Raw genomic sequence first — 18536 nt, 5'->3', positions numbered from 1 at the left:
GTTAGCTAGCTAACAAAATATTATAGGAGGTTTTTTTCGATTATTAAAGTAACAATTTAAAAACTACCAGCCTAGTTCTTCAGCATTATCTGGAAGACTTAACTTTCCAGCAGCCTCTTCCGCAAAGGCCTGATCAAGCATTGCAAAGGCTTGATCTAGTTCTTCTTCGGTAATTACTAGCGGTGGCTGGAAGCGTAGGATATTTCCCCGAAGACTGATGATAATTGCACCAAGTTCAAATACCCGGTACATAATCCGCGTGGTTGCAGCGGTGTCACCTTTACCAGTTTGCGGGTTAACAATATTAATCCCACCATCTAGGCCGTACATTCGAACATCACCGATAAAGTTATATTTCTTTTGTTCATCTTCAAAGAACCGCTTAGCCTTTTCGCCTAGTTTAGTTGAACGTTCAAGAAGATGTTCATCCTGAATTACATCTAAAGTAGCATTAGCGGCTGCAGTTGTTACTGGATTACCAGCAGTTGTATAAACATTAGCAGGTGCGCCAAGAGATTCCATAATCTCCTTTCGCCCAACAACAGCACTTAATGGCATTCCTGAAGCTAACGATTTACCAACCGACATCAGATCAGGTTCAATTCCAAAATGTTGGATTGACCACCATTTCCCGGTACGTCCCATTCCTTGATTAACTTCATCAACAGCAAAGAGAATCCCGTTTTTCTTGGCAAATTGATAGATCTTTTTCATAAATTCTGGTGGTGTCTTTACGATTCCACCATCCCCTTGAATAGGTTCGATTAAAATGGCAGCCACTTCATCAACTGGTAGGTAGGTTTCAAATGGCAACTTAAACATCTTGAAATAACGATCAACAAACTGCTCCTCTGATTCATCAGGAAGCTTATCCCATGGATCAGGAAATGGTACTTTTACGACACCAGGCAGCAATGGCCCCATCTTTCGTGCCATATTTAGGGAAACGCTAGACAACGTCATCGAACCATATGTAGATCCGTGATATGCCCCAGTAAAGGAAACAATGTACTGCCGACCAGTATAAGCACGGGCAAACTTAATAATTGCATCGTTTGCATCTGATCCAGAATTTCCCCAAACTACCTCAGTTGGTCCTGTCATCGGCGCTAATTCTGCTAAGCGAGGTGCTAAGCGGGCTGCTTGACTATTTGCAAAATAAGCCGGTGTATACTGAATAATTTTGGCTGCTTGATCTTGAATTGCCTTAACAATTTTTGGGTGACAATGCCCGGTATTTGTAGAGCTAGCACTTGCTAAAAGATCAATGTACTGGTTACCATCAACATCAGTCAAAATAGCTCCCCGCCCACTGTTAATTACGATATCGTAATACTTAACTCGTGCTGCGGTGGCAAATGCTTCATTTTCTTTTGCTAAAATTTTACGGTTATTTTCCATTGAACCCATTAGCAATCCCTCCCTACTTATGTCTTTTCGTTGTTAGTAATGATTAATATGAATCGAAATGTGCTTGCCAGTTAGAAGTGTTCTAGGCAGCATTGTCAAGAACTGCTCACCAGGGACTTGCTAGAGTTAGCGACCTCCTTCCTAGGCGCAAAACGCCTTCGTCAGGAGAAATCGCTAACCTTCCGCAAGTCCTTCTGCTGGCTCGCACTCTACTAAACGTGCTCAGCCTAAGCTCCCTCAAGATAACGACCTCTCTCCTAGACGCTAGTCGCCTTCGTCGAGAGAAATCGTTATCATCCGGGAGCTTTTCACGGCTTCACACTCTCACGGCTCGCACTCTACTTTTTCTTATTCAAATACGAATGCTTCATTCCGTAGGCAAAGTAGATAACTAGACCGAAGACAAACCAAATGCCGGCGTATAGTTTAGCCTGGTAATCCAAGCCAAGGAAAACCATCAATGAAGCGATAAAGCCAAGTGCTGGTAAAACTGGGTAAAGCGGCACCTTAAATGCTGGGTCATTAATGTCCTTACCTTCACGACGACGCAATGGGTAAATCCCGATTGAAACGAACATAAACGCAATCAATGTTCCGGCAGAAATCAATTGTGAAAGGAATGCGAATGGGAAGAAAGCACCGATCAGAATCCCAACAATTGTTAGAGTCCATAGTGCCCGGTTTGGTCGATTACTTTCATCCAACTTACCAAGCCACTTTGGCAGCATTCCATCACGACCAAATGAGTAGATTAACCGTGAGCCGGCCATACTCATCCCAATTAGCGCGGTAAACATCCCCACAACGGCAATCGTCTGAACAACTGTTGCCACACCACCGTGACCGGCAGCCCGAAGTGCTAACCCAACTGGTTCAGCACTATTAGCGTATTTACTGTATGGAAGCATTCCAACAAGAACTAAACTAACAGCTACAAATAGGACAACAGCAATTACAAGTGAGCCAAGGATCCCTCGTGGCATTGTCTTTTGCGGGTTAACAGCTTCCGCAGAGTTAGCAGCAATTGAATCAAAGCCGATGTATGATAGGAAAATCATCGAAACACCAGCATAGATTCCCTGCCAGCCACCAAATGGTCCATTTGCAGTTTCATGGTACTTAGGAACAAATGGAACATAGTTAGCAGCATGTAAAGCTGTCAAACCAACTACAATAAATAGCAAAACGGCGAAAACTTTAAGGACAACCAAGACATTTTCAACCCGGGCAGCTCGAGAAACCCCACGAGAAATCAAGGCGGCAACCAGCGCAATAACTACTACCGAAACCAGGTCAACAATTCCGCCATCAGTCCCAAACGCATTTGACAATGATGCCGGGAGTTTCAACCCTAATGGTGCAATTAATGCCCGAAAGTTAGCTGAAAGACCAGAGCCAACAAAGGCCAGCGCGATAAAATATTCAGCAAGAAGTGCCCAACCGGCAATCCAACCAAAGAATTCACCAAAAACAACGTTAATCCACGAATACGCTGAACCGGCAAATGGCATTGCTGCAGACATTTCTGCATAAGAAAATGCAACTAATCCTGCAACCACTGCAGCAAGTAAGAATGAAATTGCAACGGCTGGTCCAGTATGCATTGCTGCCACTTCACCAGGAAGAGTGAAAATAGAGGTGGAGACAATTGTACCGACCCCAAGTGCTAAGAAGTCCCGCACCTTCAACGAACGAACCAGATGGCCGTCTTTATTGGCATAGACGCGCGGGTCTTCTTTTCGGGTAATTGTTTTCCAAAAACTCATAACCATTCCTCCTTATCTATTAAATTTAGATTAGAATAATAAGAAAACATTAACTTATTCTAACAACCGATTGCACATTGGTCAATTGTTAATTAAATAAATATTTAATTTTTATTTACTGTCCCGTTTATGAAAAAATTTTAATTATTAAAACAAAAAAGACTTTTCAGAAATGGGGAATTCTGAAAAGTCTTCAATAGAGATCAATCTAGCAGGTCTCATAGGGCATGTTTAAGCATCATTAATTCAATTAGGTCGGTTGAATGTCAATCACGACTCAGGTTAATTTAGGGGGTAAGCGTTTAGATAGTGTGTACCTAAGTCATAACATCAACCTAGCAAATTATTTGCGAAATCACAGTCATGGGGAGGCGACAATGATCTCAATTTGAGGATAAAGTATCAACCAATTAAATTAAGTTCAGTTCAAACATGATAACTGAAAAAATTATCACATACATATTATCACATACATAATGAAATCTAGTAGGACTACTAAATCGTTAAATAATTTCAGTTATAAACCAAGCAATAATATTACTTATCGCTTGTTCACCTTTAGTTATACATCATTATCGCAAAGAGGTCAAATAAAAGCCCAATTCAATATTTAAATTTATTTATTATAAAAATCCCGTAATCCCGCGCCGCCGTATATATATATATATATATATATATATATATATATCTTTTAGCTCATTATCAAATGATAATTAAAAGCAAATATTTTTTGGCAGTTAATTTATTTGTTTTATAATAATGATAGAATTACAGGAGGAAAAGCAATGCTGACAAATAGCGAAATCGTAAACGCAATTCATCAAATGCGGGAAATGTTTCCGGACGCTGGAACAACGTTAAATGCTGATACAACCTTTCATTTTCTAATAGCGACAATCCTTAGCGCTCAGTCAACAGATAAATCAGTTAACATGATTACTCCAGCACTCTTTGCCCGTTTTCCAACTCCAAAATCACTAGCTAAGGCTGAGCCCGAAGACGTTGAGCCCTTTATTCAATCACTCGGGCTTTACCATAATAAAGCTAAATATCTCGTTAAAGCCGCTCGGGGAATTATGACCGACTTTAATGGTAAGGTTCCCCACACGATGAAAGAGCTAACTAGTTTAGCTGGTGTCGGTCGTAAAGTCGCTAACGTTGTCCTTGCAGAATGCTTCAATATTCCCGCCTTCCCCGTCGACACCCATGTTAGTCGAGTTGCACGGCGTTTAGGAATGGTTAAACCAGACGCGACTGTTCTCCAAATTGAAAAACGACTAAAAGAAGCGGTCCCTAAGGAAGAATGGCTTAACGCACACCACGCAATGATCTTCTTTGGTCGTTACCAATGTACTGCTAAAAATCCTAAATGTACTAAGTGTCCCCTTCTCCCCATCTGTAAATATGGTCGCGATAACGTCTTTTAGGATTACTATCTTGTTAGATCAATATCACTAATAATAGATAGACCCTCAGTATCCATCGTTTGAACACTGAGGGTCTTGATCTATCTAATACTATTTAGCTTCTGCGTGCCGTTTCTTTAATGAGAAAACGTGTAAGGCAGCAGAACATGCTAAACAAAGAATGGTTGCAATAATTAAGAGAACTAATCCCGCATTCCAGCCGTAATGATCGACTGCCACTCCGAGAAGGCTCGTTCCCAGCGTTGAACCAAGGACATAACTCATGAAGCCCCGAAGCCCCACAGTTGAGCCCACAGCAAACGGTGGAACGACTTCCATCGTTTGAACAGAGTCAAGAAATTGTGGAATGTAAACTAGACAGCCCGCCAGTGCAGCATAAACTGTTACTGCTGTCACTGATTTACTATTCCAGTAACCAAAGATACAGAAAATAATTAAAACTAGTGCAATCATTGCAGGTGGCATCCGGTAACTCTTGAAAAGTTTATCAGAAATAATCCCTGCCAGTAGCGTTGATGGGATAGCGGCCCATTCAAAGAACGCAAATGCAATCATCATTTGACCGTGAGTAAATCCCTTGGCCTGAATTAAGAAAATTGGTAACCAGGTTAGGATTCCAAACCGAATCATATAAACGAAGGTGTCCATAAATGAAACTAACCAAGCACCAGGATTATTAAAGACGTACTTAGTAAGGATTTGCCAAGAGCTTAAAGCATGATAATCAATGTTACTTTGTTCTTGCTTCGTTTCTTCCAGCGGTGGTAAGCCTTCTTCTTCGGGTCGTCCCTTAACAAAGATCAACACAATTAAGGCTACCGCAATGGCAACTAATGCTGGGAAAACATAGATTGCAAATCGCCAGTGACTTGCACCAACAATACCTAACATGAATCCGGCAAGGGGTGAAATTAGTCCTCCACCAAGGTTATGTGAAGTATTCCAAATCGACGTTATAAAACCACGTTGCTTTTTATCAAACCACGTTGAAAGAATAATAAAGGATGGCCCAACGCCCATTCCTTGGAACAAGCCTAAGAGAATTAAAATAATAGCTAGTGACCATAGACTAAAACCAAAGAAGGCGAGGCACATACTGAGCAACGCACAAATAATCAACCCGGTTGCCATGAACCGTTTTGGATTAGCTTTGTCAGACCAGGCGCTCATGACCCCTTTTCCCAACCCATAAGCAATCAGTAAACAGCTGGATAACATCCCAATCTGTCCCTTAGAAAGGTCCAATGATGCCTTTAGTTGTGGTGTTGATAACGTAAAATTATTCCGGACAATATAAAAAGCAGCATAACCAATGAAAACCCCAAATAAGGACATCCATTTATACCGTTCAAATAACCCGCGAGCCTTATCAGGTGGTACTTGTTCCTTATGTCGCGGTTTCAAGAAACTTAACATCTTAATGACAACTCCTCCAATATAAACTCTCCCCAAATAAATAAGCGCTTACATAGGTAATTATACACTAACTAAATATAGAAAAGTAAAAACGTGGTTAAGAATCAACTAATCTTAATCACGTTTTTTACTTTTATTCAGTTTTATTCTTTACTCATGAGCAATCCCGACTTTTTTAGCCATTTGTTGAACATTCTTGGCTTGCTTATGGCTATTCAGGTATTTAACCAGATCTTGTTGTGAAACTGTCTCAACAGGATTGTAAATATTCCCTGTATGCGGTGCATCGGGTGTCCCAAATTCGTAAATATTTACACTGCCATCCTGATTAATGGTATATGCAGAGTAAACAACTTCATTGTTACTGTCTTTACTGTTAAAGGCAACGTAAACTGTTCCATTTCCCTTAGCAGATAAGTAATTGACAATATCCGGTTCAGTTGTTTCCTTAATCAAAATACCGTTATTTGAATTATTAACAACATCTTTCCACTTTGAGACATTCTTTTGTGCAGCATAGTTAGCAACTGCAGCAGCAAATTCATTTGGTTGCATATTAGCCTTTAATTGTGTCCCACTACTCTTCTTTGTTACTTGCTTCTTTACGGCAGGCTTCTTCTTAGCAACTTCAGTACTACTCTTCTTTGTTGTCTTTGAAGATGAAGATTTAGCTGTTTGTTTCTTCTCGCTCTTCTTTGATTGGGAAGATGACTTAGTGACACTCTTCTTACTCTCGGCCTTCTTAGATGAATTCTTTGCTGCTTGTTTCGATTCGGACGAAGCCTTTTTTGCAGAACTAGACTTAGCAGCACTTTCACTTGAGCTACTCGAAACAGAGCCACTATTTACTGTCGACGATTCAGAAATAGTCTTGGTCGTCTGCTGGATATTTTGGCGAGCTTCAGTTTGTTCCTGCTGATTATTAAAAATATAACTTCCACCAGCAATGATTGCTAATGTAGCAACAATCACCATTTCATTCTTATGGCGAATTTTACTCTTGGCTTGCTTTTGTTGGCGTTGATCATAGAATGAACTCATCTCACCACGGCTAAAATCATACCCACAAGAAGGACAAATCCGATCTTCTGTTGGTACGTTTTTCCCACACCAAGGACATTTCTTCATTCTTTATCCCCCCAATCACAAATTACTTCACTAATCACATTATAACTCTAATTTACAAAAAAATGAATTTTTTTGTAAATTACTTTTCGTTCAATAACTCTGCTTTAGCTGCATCCAACTTTGCTGCTTCATCGGGAGATAACTCAGGATAAGCCAATGGTAATTTTTCAATTTCTTTCGTTAAAATGTCTGACACAATTAAGCGTGAGTACCACTTATCATCTGCCGGAACAACATACCACGGATTCTTTTTAGTAGCAGTTGCGTTAATTGCCTTTTCATATGCTTTTTGGTAATTATCCCAGTATTGACGTTCACGAATATCTGCCGAAGAAAATTTCCAGTGCTTCTTCGGTAGATTAATCCGCCGAAGGAACCGTTTCTTTTGCTCATCCTTTGAAATATGAAGGAAGAATTTAAAAATTACAAAGCCGTTTCGTGATAGGTATTTCTCGTAATCACGGATATCTTGATACCGTCCTTTAAAGAAATGGTCATTAACATCGCTTAAGGAGTCAACCTCTGGTAAATTAGCGTTCAGAATAATTTCCGGATGAACACGGGAAACTAGGACATCTTCGTAATATGACCGGTTAAAGACACCAATTTCTCCTCGAGACGGCAGTTGCTGATTAATTCGCCAAAGATAATCATGGCGTAATTCCGCGGAAGTTGGTTGCTTAAAGTTAGCCACCTTAAACCCAACTGGATTAACCCCAGAAAAAATATGAGCAATCATACTATCTTTTCCAGCAGCATCCATTGCTTGGAAAACAACCAAAATCCCGTACTTATGCCGTGCATACATCATCTTTTGGGCGTGGCGAAGATGACGAAGGTTTTCTTCAATTTGTTTCTTGATTTTCTCCAATTCATCAGCACTATCTTTAACCTTTGTTGGTGCTTTTTTGATGTTGAAGTCATCGCCTGTATATTTATAGTTCATTTTTTTCGGCCTCCCAATCAAGTTATCTCTATTCTAGCACTGTTCACCAGCTAATTAATCTTGGACGTTAAGCTTCCGAAGGCGAAAACCAATGATCAAGGCGATCAACAGGAAAATAATCACAAACCAATATGGGTACTGATAGTTAACGTCTAGCAATGCTCCAGTAATTAATGGACCAATGATATTTCCAATACTCGTCAATGACATGTTAATCCCATTAAGGAGTCCTTGGTTGGTCTTACTCATCTTAGTTAACAGAGTCGTAATGGCAGGACGAAGAAGATCAAAGGCCTCAAAGACAAATAACGTTGCTACAATCAACTGCCAGTGTGAATGATCATAAATCACCAGGATTGTTCCAATAATACTCAACAGAAAGCTATATTCCATTAAACGGACTTCCCCTAGCCACTGTACAAGCCGTTCAAAGAAAAAGACTTGAAGGACCAACGAAATGATCCCGTTTAAGGTTAGAACAAGTGCAATTGCTCCTAAATCAAAGTTATGGACTTCATTAACGTACAAGCTATAGATACTCTCAAAACCAGCCAAGCCGAATGCAGCGACAAAAATCATCCCAAAAAGGACTGCTAACGTTGGCGTCATAATTTGCTTTATTTGCTGCCAACTACTACCGAGAAGTTCTCCCTCAGGATCCTTTGTCTCACTTTGGAATCGTTCATCCTCATCGCGAGGAAGAAAGCGCCAAGCCACTAACGTACTAATCAGGCCAAGCACTCCAGCAACCCAAAACGGAAATTTATAACTAACATGAGCTAATAGGCCACCAAGCCCCAGTCCTAAAATCAAGCCGCCACTAAAAGCCGCAGATAACCAACCGATTACCTTAGCACGGTCACGTTCAGTTGTAATATCAGCCGCCAGTGCCATTGAAGTAGGAACAAACATTGCTGCCGAAAGACCGTCAACTGCTCGCGAGAGATCAAAGACCCACAAATGTTGCGCCAATGCAAAGACAAATTCCGCAATGGCAAAAATTAAGAGCCCCCAAACCAGCATCGGTTTTCGCCCAATCTTATCTGAAAAACGGCCAACAACCGGTGATGCAACAAATTGAACAAACGCAAATAGTGATGACATCACTCCCATGTCGAAAGCAGTAAAGTGATATTCATTCTTAATAAATGGCTCTACCGGAAATACCAAACTCATCCCTAAGCAGATTAAAAATTCGCAAAATAGGACCACCGCAATGATCCGCTTTACTTCTTTTGTCATTTTCTGTTCCTTTCCATAAAAGAAAGCGGCACCCGTTTGATGGCACCACTTCAATTGATATTTTTTCTTATATTATCAAAAAAGCTGACAAGAAGTACAATTTCTTGCCAGTTAAATTGAATTAATATGTGGAGTTATTTGACTTATTTTACCAAGGGAAACAAGTCAAGAATGTTGCAAAGCTAAAGAAGATCCCTGGAAAGTTAGCCCAGAACACTGGCCAGTCACGATCTTTCTTGAAGTATGCATAGATACTCCAAAGAGTACAGTTTACTCCCGCAACAAATGGTTGAAGCGGTGCAGCGTAATTACCATGTAAGTTGTTGTAAATCTGCGCAATGTAAGATACGTACATTAAGATAGCAATTATACTGGCAATTCGTCCGAGCCAGCTGATAAACTTTGATTCATTCATTCTCGTTCCCCTTTTCATAAAATAAATTTTCTATACCTAATCAATAAAAGCTCAAATTTGGAAAGATTTGCTTACCCACTTCAAACAGTGAAAAAGCCTTGGAAAAAATTTGAAGTAAGATGTAGAAAATACGCCTACCCGCCTAGATAACTTAAGCTTCTTCGCCGGCTACCTTTACGATTGCCTTAGAAATATTACCTAATTTACCACTTACGAAGTCTTCAACATGAGCAAAGTCCAAAACATTAGAAATTAATGGAAGTGGATCCACATCACCCGATTGAAGCAGAGCAATCGAATCTTCGAAAGTGTAAGGGTTGATGAAGGTTCCTTGAATTGTCAATTGCTTTTGGTAAACCTTGTAAGTATTTACCTTAAACTCTGAATCAGGGTTACCAACACCAAACATTAATACTTGACCACCACGACGAGCAGCTTCAACGGCTTGTTCTTGAGTCTTTGGTAAACCAACAGCTTCAACAACGATGTCGTATGAGTCTTCCTTAACCTCTTCTGGGTGAGTCATATTGTTAATGGTCTTAAAGCCGAAATGCTTCCGGTTATTTTCAAGCTTTTCGTCAACGGTTCCGGCAAGAATAACTTCACGAATTCCGCGAGCCTTTAAGATTTGAGCAATCAATTGTCCTTCAAAACCGTCACCGATGATCAATGCATTTTGATATGGGTGAGTGGTCAAAAGATCAACGGCGTGCATTGCACATGAAATTGGTTCAATTACGGCCGCAGCTTCAAGTGAAACATTGTCAGGAACATGGTAAACAACTTCCTCAGGAGCGGTGAAGTATTCTTCAAAGCCGCCATCCCGCGTAACGCCAACAGCATCCAAGTGTTCACAAAGTTCTGGACGCGATGTCCGGCAGTAGTAGCACTTGTGGCAGTAAATGTTGGGATCAACGCTTACCCGATCCCCAACCTTGAAATCTTCAACTTCACTTCCAACAGCTGCAACAACACCGGAATTTTCGTGTCCCAGTACGATTGGTGGAACAGCATCCGCTGAACCAGGAAGGCCATTATATAATGCCTTATCAGTCCCGCAAATACCAGCCCAGGCAGTGTGAACTAAGACTTCATTGGGTTTAACTTCTGGCTTCTTATAGTTGTCATCAATTTCTAACTTTTTCTTACCAGTCATTACTAAAGCTTTCATCAGATATTCCTCCTACACTAACAAAGTGCTTTAGGGTCGATCTGGACTAAAGGTTAATGCCTCTAGCGGGATTAATCCTTAACAACTTCACAAAATTCAATAGTTTCATCGTTTGGACCAACAATGTTGAAGAACTTGATTCCATGCTTCCAGAAGTCAAGGTGTTGTACTTCGTCTTCCTTAACGTCGAATCCTTCTTCTTTAGCGGCCTTAAATGCATTGTCTGCATCTTCAACGTTCAATGAGATATGGTTAATTGCACCGGTCTTGTGAACGGCACCATCACTGTCCCAGATCTCTAACATTAAGTGGCCAGCCTTCATAAATACCACTTGATGTCCCTGATCATCAGTATCGAATTGACCCTGCTTCTTGAAACCTAACTTTTCCCAGAAGGCAATTGTCTTCTTCAAATCATCAGTTGGGATCCCAACGTGTGCCAAGTCGTCATAATAACCTGCTAAACTCTTGTTAAATGCCATAAGTCTCACCTCCTTTAAATGTGCTTTAATGTTCTAATTTATTAAGAGTAGAACGTTTTAGGCAATTGAGCCTAAGCTCTGCTCGCCATGGACTAGCAATTTACTGCAGCATTGCCGAAACGTGCTTCGCCCGAGTTCCCTAGAGCTAGCAACCTCTCTCCTAGGCGCAAGTCGCCTTCGTCGAGAGAAATTGCTACTTCTACTGCAACAGAGTCAAAACGTGCTCGCCGTGACCGCAACTTCCGCCTAGCTATCCCGTCCTTGATTGTAAACAATCATCGTCCGGGATTTTCTAGTGCTCAGTTGCTAGTTCGTCACGGCTCGCACTCTAATTTGTTGCCGCCTTTAATGCTAGAGCAAAGTCACCGATGGTTGCGGAGCCATTGTGTTGGGCTAATGGCATGGTGATGTATTCATCAAGATCACCAACCTCAACGTAATCGTTAAGCAGCTTCTTAAATTCGCGACGAACCTTCTTTAGGAATTCTTCGCTAACAACACCGCCACCAAAGACAATTTGTCCTGGACGGAACATCAGCGTTGCATCGACAGCAGCTTGGGCAACATAGTAAGCCATGATGTCCCAAACGTGGTCAGTCAACGGAACATCTTTTCCTTTCTTACCTAGCCGGGCTTCAAAGGTTGGTCCGCTAACTAATCCTTCAAGGCAATCACCATGGAATGGGCAAATTCCCTTAAAGTCAAGATCATCAGGGTGCCGCTTCAACCGAATATGTCCCATTTCTGGGTGACCCAATTCACCAACAAACTTACCGTCAATTACGGCACCAGCACCAACACCGGTCCCAATAGTGTAGTAAACCAGTGAATTAATCCGCTTGTTAAATAACGTTGAAAGAACATATTCACCATATGCGGAACCATTAACGTCTGTCGTCCAAGCGATTGGCACATTGAAGTGCTTCTTGAATGGACCAACAAAATCAGTGTCTTGCCAACCTGGCTTTGGCGTATTAGTAATGTAACCATACTTTGGTGAGCTCTTGCGAATCTCGATTGGGCCAAACGATGCAATCGCAATTGCGCTTAAATCATCCTTGTATTGGTCAAACCATTCAATACACTTTTGAATTGTTTCTTCAGGAGTCGTTGTTGGGATGTGAATTGAATCTTGAACCTGGTAGTTAATATTACCAACGGCACAAACGAACTTTGTCCCTCCTGCTTCAATACTTCCTAGTAGCATCGCAATTCCTCCTTACTTATTCTCATCCATTTCAGCCCGTAGTTTCTTGCCGATCTCTTCATAGCCCGGCTTGCCTAAGAGGCCAAACATGTTAACCTTGTAGGCTTCAACACCTGGTTGGTTGAAGGGGTTAATCCCGTTGAGGTAACCGGAGATTCCCATCGCCACTTCAAAGAAGTAGATCAAGTAACCAAGCGTGTATTCATTTTCTTCTGGAATGTGAACGGTCATTACTGGAACCCCACCAGCAGTGTGGGCAGCAACAACGGCCTCGTATGCCTTGGTATTGGCAAAGTCCATCGTCTTACCTTCCAAGTAGCCTAAGCCATCCAGGTTATCTGGTTCACTTGGGATTTCCATGTCATGGTTTGGCTTGTCGAGCTTCACAACGGTTTCCATCAAGAACCGACGACCTTCTTGGATGTATTGACCCAGTGAGTGAAGGTCCGTAGTGAAGTTAGCACTAGATGGGTAAATGCCCTTGTGATCTTTCCCTTCGGATTCACCAGCTAATTGCTTCCACCATTCAGCGAACATGGTCATGTTTGGTTCGTAGTTTTCGAGTAATTCGGTTTCATAGCCCTTCCGGTAAAGGATGTTCCGATAAGCGGCGTATTGATAAGCTTCGTTGTTTTCCAGTTTAGGATCCGTGTAGTCCTTTTCGGCTTGGGCAGCCCCGGCCATTAACTGGTCAATGTCACCGCCAGAAACAGCGATTGGTAAGAGACCAACTGGGGAAAGAACGGAGTAACGACCACCAATGCCGTCTTGAATGACAAAGCTTTCGTAACCGTGGGCATCTGCTTCAATCTTTAAGGCCCCCTTGGCCTTATCGGTCGTAGCGTAGATCCGCTTGTTAGCTTCTTCCTCACCATACTTCTTGATCAAGAGGTTCTTGAAGATCCGGAAAGCAATTGATGGTTCAGTTGTCGTCCCGGACTTAGAAACGATGTTGACGGAGAAGTCCTTGTCGCCAATCAATTCGATTAAGTCATGAACATAAGTGGAGCTCAAGGAGTTCCCGGCAAAGAGTACTAATGGGTACTTTCGGTCAGCAGCCTTTTGGGCTTGGTAGAAGGTATTGTGCAAGAAGTCAACAGCCATCCGGGCACCCAGGTAGGAACCACCGATACCAATGACAACCAAGATATCAGAGTCATTTTGAATCTTCTTGGCAGCCGCCTTAATCCGCGCAAACTCTTCCTTGTCGTAATCGGTTGGCAAGTGGAGCCAGTCACGGAAGTCTGCCCCGGCACCAGTACCGTTGCGTAATTCATCATCCGCTGCATTTACCATTGCTTGCATTTCGCCGAGTTCGTTATCGTTAACAAATTTCTTTAAGCCTGTACGATCAAATGAAATATGAGCCATGATTCCAGTCCCCTTTTTATTAATTAGCTTACTTCGTTCATTTGGAAGTGCTTAACTATTCAACGACTATTATGTTAGCGCTTTCTATCTTATATGTCAATCGGTTGACAGAATTTTTTAAATTTTATTTTCAGGTTAAATTATCAGCCCAATTTAAAATAAGAAACCGTGATCCAACAACTATTAAAAGTCATTCGATCACGGTACTTTTATTCAGTTTTATTACTTAGTATATACGTGAACCGTTGCTGGTTGCTTTTTCTCAACAGGATTGTCCACCCTTTTAAGTTCATACAGGTGCTTCCCCATAAAGAGTAGGCCAGCAATTATCAGCATCATCACTCCATAAATCCGAAATGGTGCTGCTAAACCTAACCCACTTAGCGGTTGGCTTAATAAGTGGTTAAACCAAGCGTCGGCTGTTGGTGAGAAGAAAGCCCCAAAGTTAAACCCAATTAGTACAAATGATGTAACCTTGGTTTGGAGCTTCATCGGTGCCATAAATGGCAGAATATTGAAGATCAACGGTGTAAGGACTTGCATTGGAAAGCCAACCAAAAGGATCCCGGCAGCAATAACCGGAAAACTATTTCCACCGAAGCCGAACAGAAAGTTAGCAATTGCCAGAAGGATCAAGCCGATGTAAATTGTTCCCACATAGCCAAAATGCTTCTGCAGAACTCCGTAACACGCACCACCAAGAGTTGCGCCAATTAGCATTAATGAAAGATAGGTCCCGGTTCCCGTAAAGGCCTTACCATTAATTGCAACGGCTAACCCCGGGAAGCGATCTTCCATTCCAATAAAGTCCATCTTAATTAATAGAACAAACGCCAGAATTGCAATTACTAATGGGCTAATCTTTGTCACTGGTTCATTAGTAATCGGCGAAATTGTTTCTGTTGCCTGTTGGCTATCATTAGTTGTCGTGTTACTGTGAGCATCATTTGGTACTCGCCATGCAAAGAATGCCATTACGGCAAAGGCCAATCCGTAAACCAAAAATGCTGCGTGCCAACCTGCATAAATCAGTAACAAGCTTGAAATTATCAATGTGCAGGCATTCCCGATTTGTTCAAACGCTGACCGCCAGCCCTGCATACTTGTTCGCTCGTGTCCCTGATACCAAACAGAAATCAATGAAATTGCTTGAGAATTGTAAAGGCCATACCCAGCACCAAGAAAGAGCCGTGAAAGCAAAATCACCATGTAGTTGCTAACAAATGAAGGAATTAATCCTGCAATCCCAACAATCGTGATCCCGGCTATAATAATGTGCTTATCAGAGATATTAAACCAATCCTGAAGCAACGGTGAGAGAATAACGAAGAACATTACCGCAAAGGACGGCGCCGTAACTAGGTATTCAACTTGCGGCTGACTAACATTCAGCGCTGATTTAATCTGTGGCAAGGCACTTTGAATTGCGTAGGCGCTCGTAACCATAAATGATGCGGACAAGAACGCAAGTTTAGTTGCCAGTGACTGACTATGTTTCATAGCAAAAACAACCTCCAAACTTGCTAATACAAAGTAACGAATTTTATTTTATCTAATTTCTTTCAACACCTTTATGGTAACCGGTAAGCATAGGTTAGTAAAGCGCTTACATTTAGTGATCGATTTCACTCTTTCCCGCTTAAAACCAGCAGTTAACGGCATCTTTTCCCTAAAATATAGTAAGCGCTTACATTAGACCGTTTACTAATTTACTAATTTTTTTACTTATTAACTGCTTATGTGCAACCGGTTAACAGGATCTTTTAAAAAAAGCCCAATTATTAATGGAAAATAACGAAAGTAATAGCAAAATAACTACTTTTTCGCTGATTTGTTCAGTAATTAACAGGTGCTTTTATAACACTATAACTGAAAAACAAGAAGCTAAAGAAATTTTCTAGCTTCTTGCTTTTCACTTATGCTGTTGTGCTATTAATCATCTTTACCGGAAGAGTAACTGACTTAACGTTTGTCTTGCCTTCAATCAATTGAAGAAGCAGCTCAACCGCCTTAGTTGCCATTTCAGGAATTGGCTGCTGGATTGTAGTCAATTCCGGTGATAAGGTTCGGGTAATATTCGCTCCATCATAACCCACAACCTTAAGATCATCAGGAACATGGCGATTAAATTCTTTTCCCACCCGAATAATTAGACTTGCATTGGTATCATTATCGGCAAAAATCCCATCAACCTCAGGGTGTTCCCGGAACATTTTACGAAAAACCCGTTCCTTCTCCTCATCAGACACGTCAAACGAAACACTGTAGGTAATTGGCTTTCGGTGGTGCTTATTCATCAAATCCTCATAAGCCTGCTGACGTAACTCATTAGGCGATACTAAATTAATCGGGTAATTAGTATGGATAATGTGTTTACAGCCATCATTCAGTAAGCGTTGAACCGCGAGGAGTCCTCCCTGATAGTTATCAGAAGAAACAACCGGGATCTGTTTCCCAACAAATCGTTCAATTGAGACAATTGGCCTGGTCGTCTTCTGGTATTCAGAAATTCCCTGATTATGGGACCCCACAATTAAACCATCCACCTGGTGATTCAATAATAGTTTTAAATAATCCTGTTCCTTAGCGGGATTATTCTGACTATTCCCCATCAGAACTCGATAGCCTAATTGGTCAAACCGTTTTTCCAATTCTGCTTCAAGCTCAGCAAAAAACGGGTTGTCTACTGTCGGAAAAACCAAGGCAACCAGGTTGGTCTTTTGTTTAAATAGCTGTCGAGCAATTACATTGGGTCGATAGTTTAGCTTATCCATTGCATCGTGGACCTTTTTAATTGTCTTATCGCTTAAGTATCCCCGATTATTTAAGACCCGCGAAACGGTTGTTTTTGAGACACCTGCCAATTCCGCCACGTCATCTAACTTGATTGTCTTTTTTTCTACCATAATTACTCCTCTTACTTGTCATTAGCTATTATAGCATAAGAGAAACCGGGAAATAGATCTTCTCAAGGGCTATACAGGCTTCGTTACTAACGAATAAAAAAACACCAAGCCTTCAGTTTTCGAGAAGACCCGGTGTTAGTTAAAACATATCATTAATTAGTTTTGAGCATTTTCACCATTGTTTTCTTTAGCATGATCAGCTGCATTAACTTTAGCTTCCATCCGCAGAATATGACGTTCCTTGAAGACAAGGTAAACAAGAAGCAGGAAGGCAGCACCGGCAGCAACATAGATCGTAACTGATGATGCACCCCAACCAAAACGGTTAACTAATTGACCAATTAAAGCAGTGGCGGCAGTTTCACCGAAGACGTACTGGAAGAAGCCCATGAATCCGGTCGACAACCCAACCGCGTAATTTGGCACAGCTTCGTTAACCATTAAACCAACTAGTGAAAGCGGTGCATAAATCAAGCTCCCCATAATAAAGAGAACCGCAACGATAACTGCATGGCTAGTACTAGTGAAGTAAGTGATCAAACAGATAATTAAGCAAATTACGCAAATTAAGCAAACTAGTGACCGCCGTCCCTTCAAGAGGTCAGAAATTCCACCAAGGATAATAACTCCTGGAACAGCCGATAATTCAAAGATTCCGACTAACCACTTAGCCCAATCAACACTGAAGCCCTTTGTTGGCAAGTAACTTGGAATCCAACTCATGATCCCATAACGCACAATGTAGATTGACATGGAAGTTAACGTAACTGCCCAAACAACCTTATTACACAAGATATCTTGGTAAAGGATTTGCCAGAAAGTCTTATTAGACAATTCTTGGGCGGTTGAATTACCGTTCTCATCTAGTTCAACGTGACCAGAATAAACAGCCATGTTCGGCAAACCAGCTACTTCCGGACGCTCTGAATTAATTAATAACATAATAGTAGCAATAATTGCAGAAACTACAGAAGCGGTTAAGAAGACAGCTGGTAATGAACCAGAAAAGAGGAACGTTGCTATTTGAATACAAGCAACACAGGCAAAGGCTCCGGCATTGTGCGCTGAGGCCCAGACAGCGAAAACAACTCCCCGATGCTTTTTAGCAAACCATAATGAAATTTCCCGCTGACAAGCAGGTGCTCCCATTGCTTGAGTAATGGAAATAAGGAGCATTAAGAATAAGATCAGATAAAAGTTCTTAGTAAATGCTAAGAAGGCATTAAAAATACAAGAAAGATAAAGACCAAATGCCAGGAAGACCCGTGTATTCGACTTATCCGCTAAGCCTCCCATAAATAACTTAGCAACACCATAGCCGATCCCAAACGTTGAAAGAATCAACCCGATTTGGCCAATGTTAAAGCCGTATTCCTTCATTACCGGCTTCTGTTCAGTCGTAAAGATCAACCGAATAATGTAGTAAGCCAGGTAAGTAAAACAGGTTGCTAAAATAACCCCCGTCTGCTTGCGCCGATAAACACTAGGTATTTTATCTTTTGGTACAAGTTTGGTTGCATCCGGAGACGGTTTCAAAAACTTAAACAAATGAAACACTCCCTTATAAAAAGTAAAATAGGTAAACAACTAAGTGAAATTTAATCACAGTTAACATTGTAAGCGTTTTCTATGTAAATTTAAACAAAAAT

15 protein-coding genes are annotated in these 18536 nt (G+C 41.2%); 1 reads left to right on the top strand and 14 read right to left on the bottom strand.

What is annotated here, in order from left to right:
* Nucleotides 1-63: 63 nt before the first annotated feature.
* Complete coding sequence (locus MR181_RS05950) at nt 64-1410, bottom strand: aspartate aminotransferase family protein (RefSeq protein WP_242336053.1); 1347 nt, start codon at nt 1408-1410, stop codon at nt 64-66.
* Nucleotides 1411-1748: 338 nt separating this feature from the next.
* On the bottom strand, nt 1749-3176 hold the full coding sequence (locus tag MR181_RS05945; RefSeq protein ID WP_242336050.1) for an APC family permease: 1428 nt from the start codon (nt 3174-3176) through the stop codon (nt 1749-1751).
* Nucleotides 3177-3961: 785 nt separating this feature from the next.
* Here MR181_RS05945 and nth point away from each other — a divergent pair.
* Complete coding sequence (nth, locus tag MR181_RS05940) at nt 3962-4603, top strand: endonuclease III (protein WP_242336047.1); 642 nt, start codon at nt 3962-3964, stop codon at nt 4601-4603.
* A 90-nt stretch (nt 4604-4693) separates the two neighbouring features.
* On the opposite strand, the gene MR181_RS05935 is transcribed toward nth, so the two are convergent.
* The 12 genes from MR181_RS05935 to MR181_RS05880 all read right to left on the bottom strand — a co-directional run bounded on the left by MR181_RS05935 (nt 4694) and on the right by MR181_RS05880 (nt 18435).
* Entirely contained in the window at nt 4694-6019 is a 1326-nt protein-coding gene (locus tag MR181_RS05935; RefSeq protein WP_191911816.1) for an MFS transporter, read from the bottom strand.
* Nucleotides 6020-6169: 150 nt separating this feature from the next.
* Nucleotides 6170-7147 (bottom strand): zinc ribbon domain-containing protein, encoded by a 978-nt coding sequence (locus MR181_RS05930; protein WP_242336044.1) that lies wholly within the window; start codon nt 7145-7147, stop codon nt 6170-6172.
* A 79-nt stretch (nt 7148-7226) separates the two neighbouring features.
* Nucleotides 7227-8093, bottom strand: coding sequence for a PPK2 family polyphosphate kinase (locus tag MR181_RS05925; protein WP_242336041.1), 867 nt, complete (start codon nt 8091-8093; stop codon nt 7227-7229).
* A 54-nt stretch (nt 8094-8147) separates the two neighbouring features.
* Nucleotides 8148-9335, bottom strand: coding sequence for an MFS transporter (locus MR181_RS05920; RefSeq protein WP_242336038.1), 1188 nt, complete (start codon nt 9333-9335; stop codon nt 8148-8150).
* Nucleotides 9336-9483: 148 nt separating this feature from the next.
* Nucleotides 9484-9750: a SemiSWEET family transporter gene (locus MR181_RS05915; RefSeq protein ID WP_102168244.1), complete on the bottom strand. Its 267-nt coding sequence runs from the start codon at nt 9748-9750 to the stop codon at nt 9484-9486.
* Between the two features lie 151 nt (nt 9751-9901).
* On the bottom strand, nt 9902-10921 hold the full coding sequence (locus MR181_RS05910; protein ID WP_242336035.1) for a zinc-dependent alcohol dehydrogenase family protein: 1020 nt from the start codon (nt 10919-10921) through the stop codon (nt 9902-9904).
* A gap of 71 nt (nt 10922-10992) precedes the next feature.
* The gene (locus MR181_RS05905; protein WP_191911820.1) at nt 10993-11403 is read right to left on the bottom strand and encodes a VOC family protein; all 411 of its coding nucleotides are present in this window, start codon (nt 11401-11403) and stop codon (nt 10993-10995) included.
* A 328-nt stretch (nt 11404-11731) separates the two neighbouring features.
* On the bottom strand, nt 11732-12610 hold the full coding sequence (gene scrK / locus MR181_RS05900) for a fructokinase ScrK (RefSeq protein WP_102168241.1): 879 nt from the start codon (nt 12608-12610) through the stop codon (nt 11732-11734).
* Between the two features lie 12 nt (nt 12611-12622).
* Nucleotides 12623-13981, bottom strand: coding sequence for a glucose-6-phosphate isomerase (locus MR181_RS05895; RefSeq protein ID WP_242336033.1), 1359 nt, complete (start codon nt 13979-13981; stop codon nt 12623-12625).
* Nucleotides 13982-14203: 222 nt separating this feature from the next.
* Nucleotides 14204-15481 (bottom strand): MFS transporter, encoded by a 1278-nt coding sequence (locus MR181_RS05890; RefSeq protein ID WP_242336030.1) that lies wholly within the window; start codon nt 15479-15481, stop codon nt 14204-14206.
* A gap of 416 nt (nt 15482-15897) precedes the next feature.
* A complete protein-coding gene (locus MR181_RS05885; RefSeq protein ID WP_102169523.1) occupies nt 15898-16887 on the bottom strand; it encodes a LacI family DNA-binding transcriptional regulator in 990 nt (329 codons plus the stop codon).
* A 156-nt stretch (nt 16888-17043) separates the two neighbouring features.
* Nucleotides 17044-18435 carry an MFS transporter gene (locus MR181_RS05880; protein ID WP_191911994.1) on the bottom strand — a complete coding sequence of 464 codons (1392 nt, stop codon included), beginning with the start codon at nt 18433-18435 and terminating at the stop codon, nt 17044-17046.
* Nucleotides 18436-18536 lie beyond the last annotated feature (101 nt).

Origin of the sequence: Limosilactobacillus urinaemulieris (genome assembly GCF_932750685.1) — a bacterium.
Classification (GTDB): Bacteria; Bacillota; Bacilli; order Lactobacillales; family Lactobacillaceae; genus Limosilactobacillus; species Limosilactobacillus urinaemulieris.
Note: the sequence above shows the minus strand (reverse complement) of the source record. Positions and strands in the feature narration are given on the sequence as shown.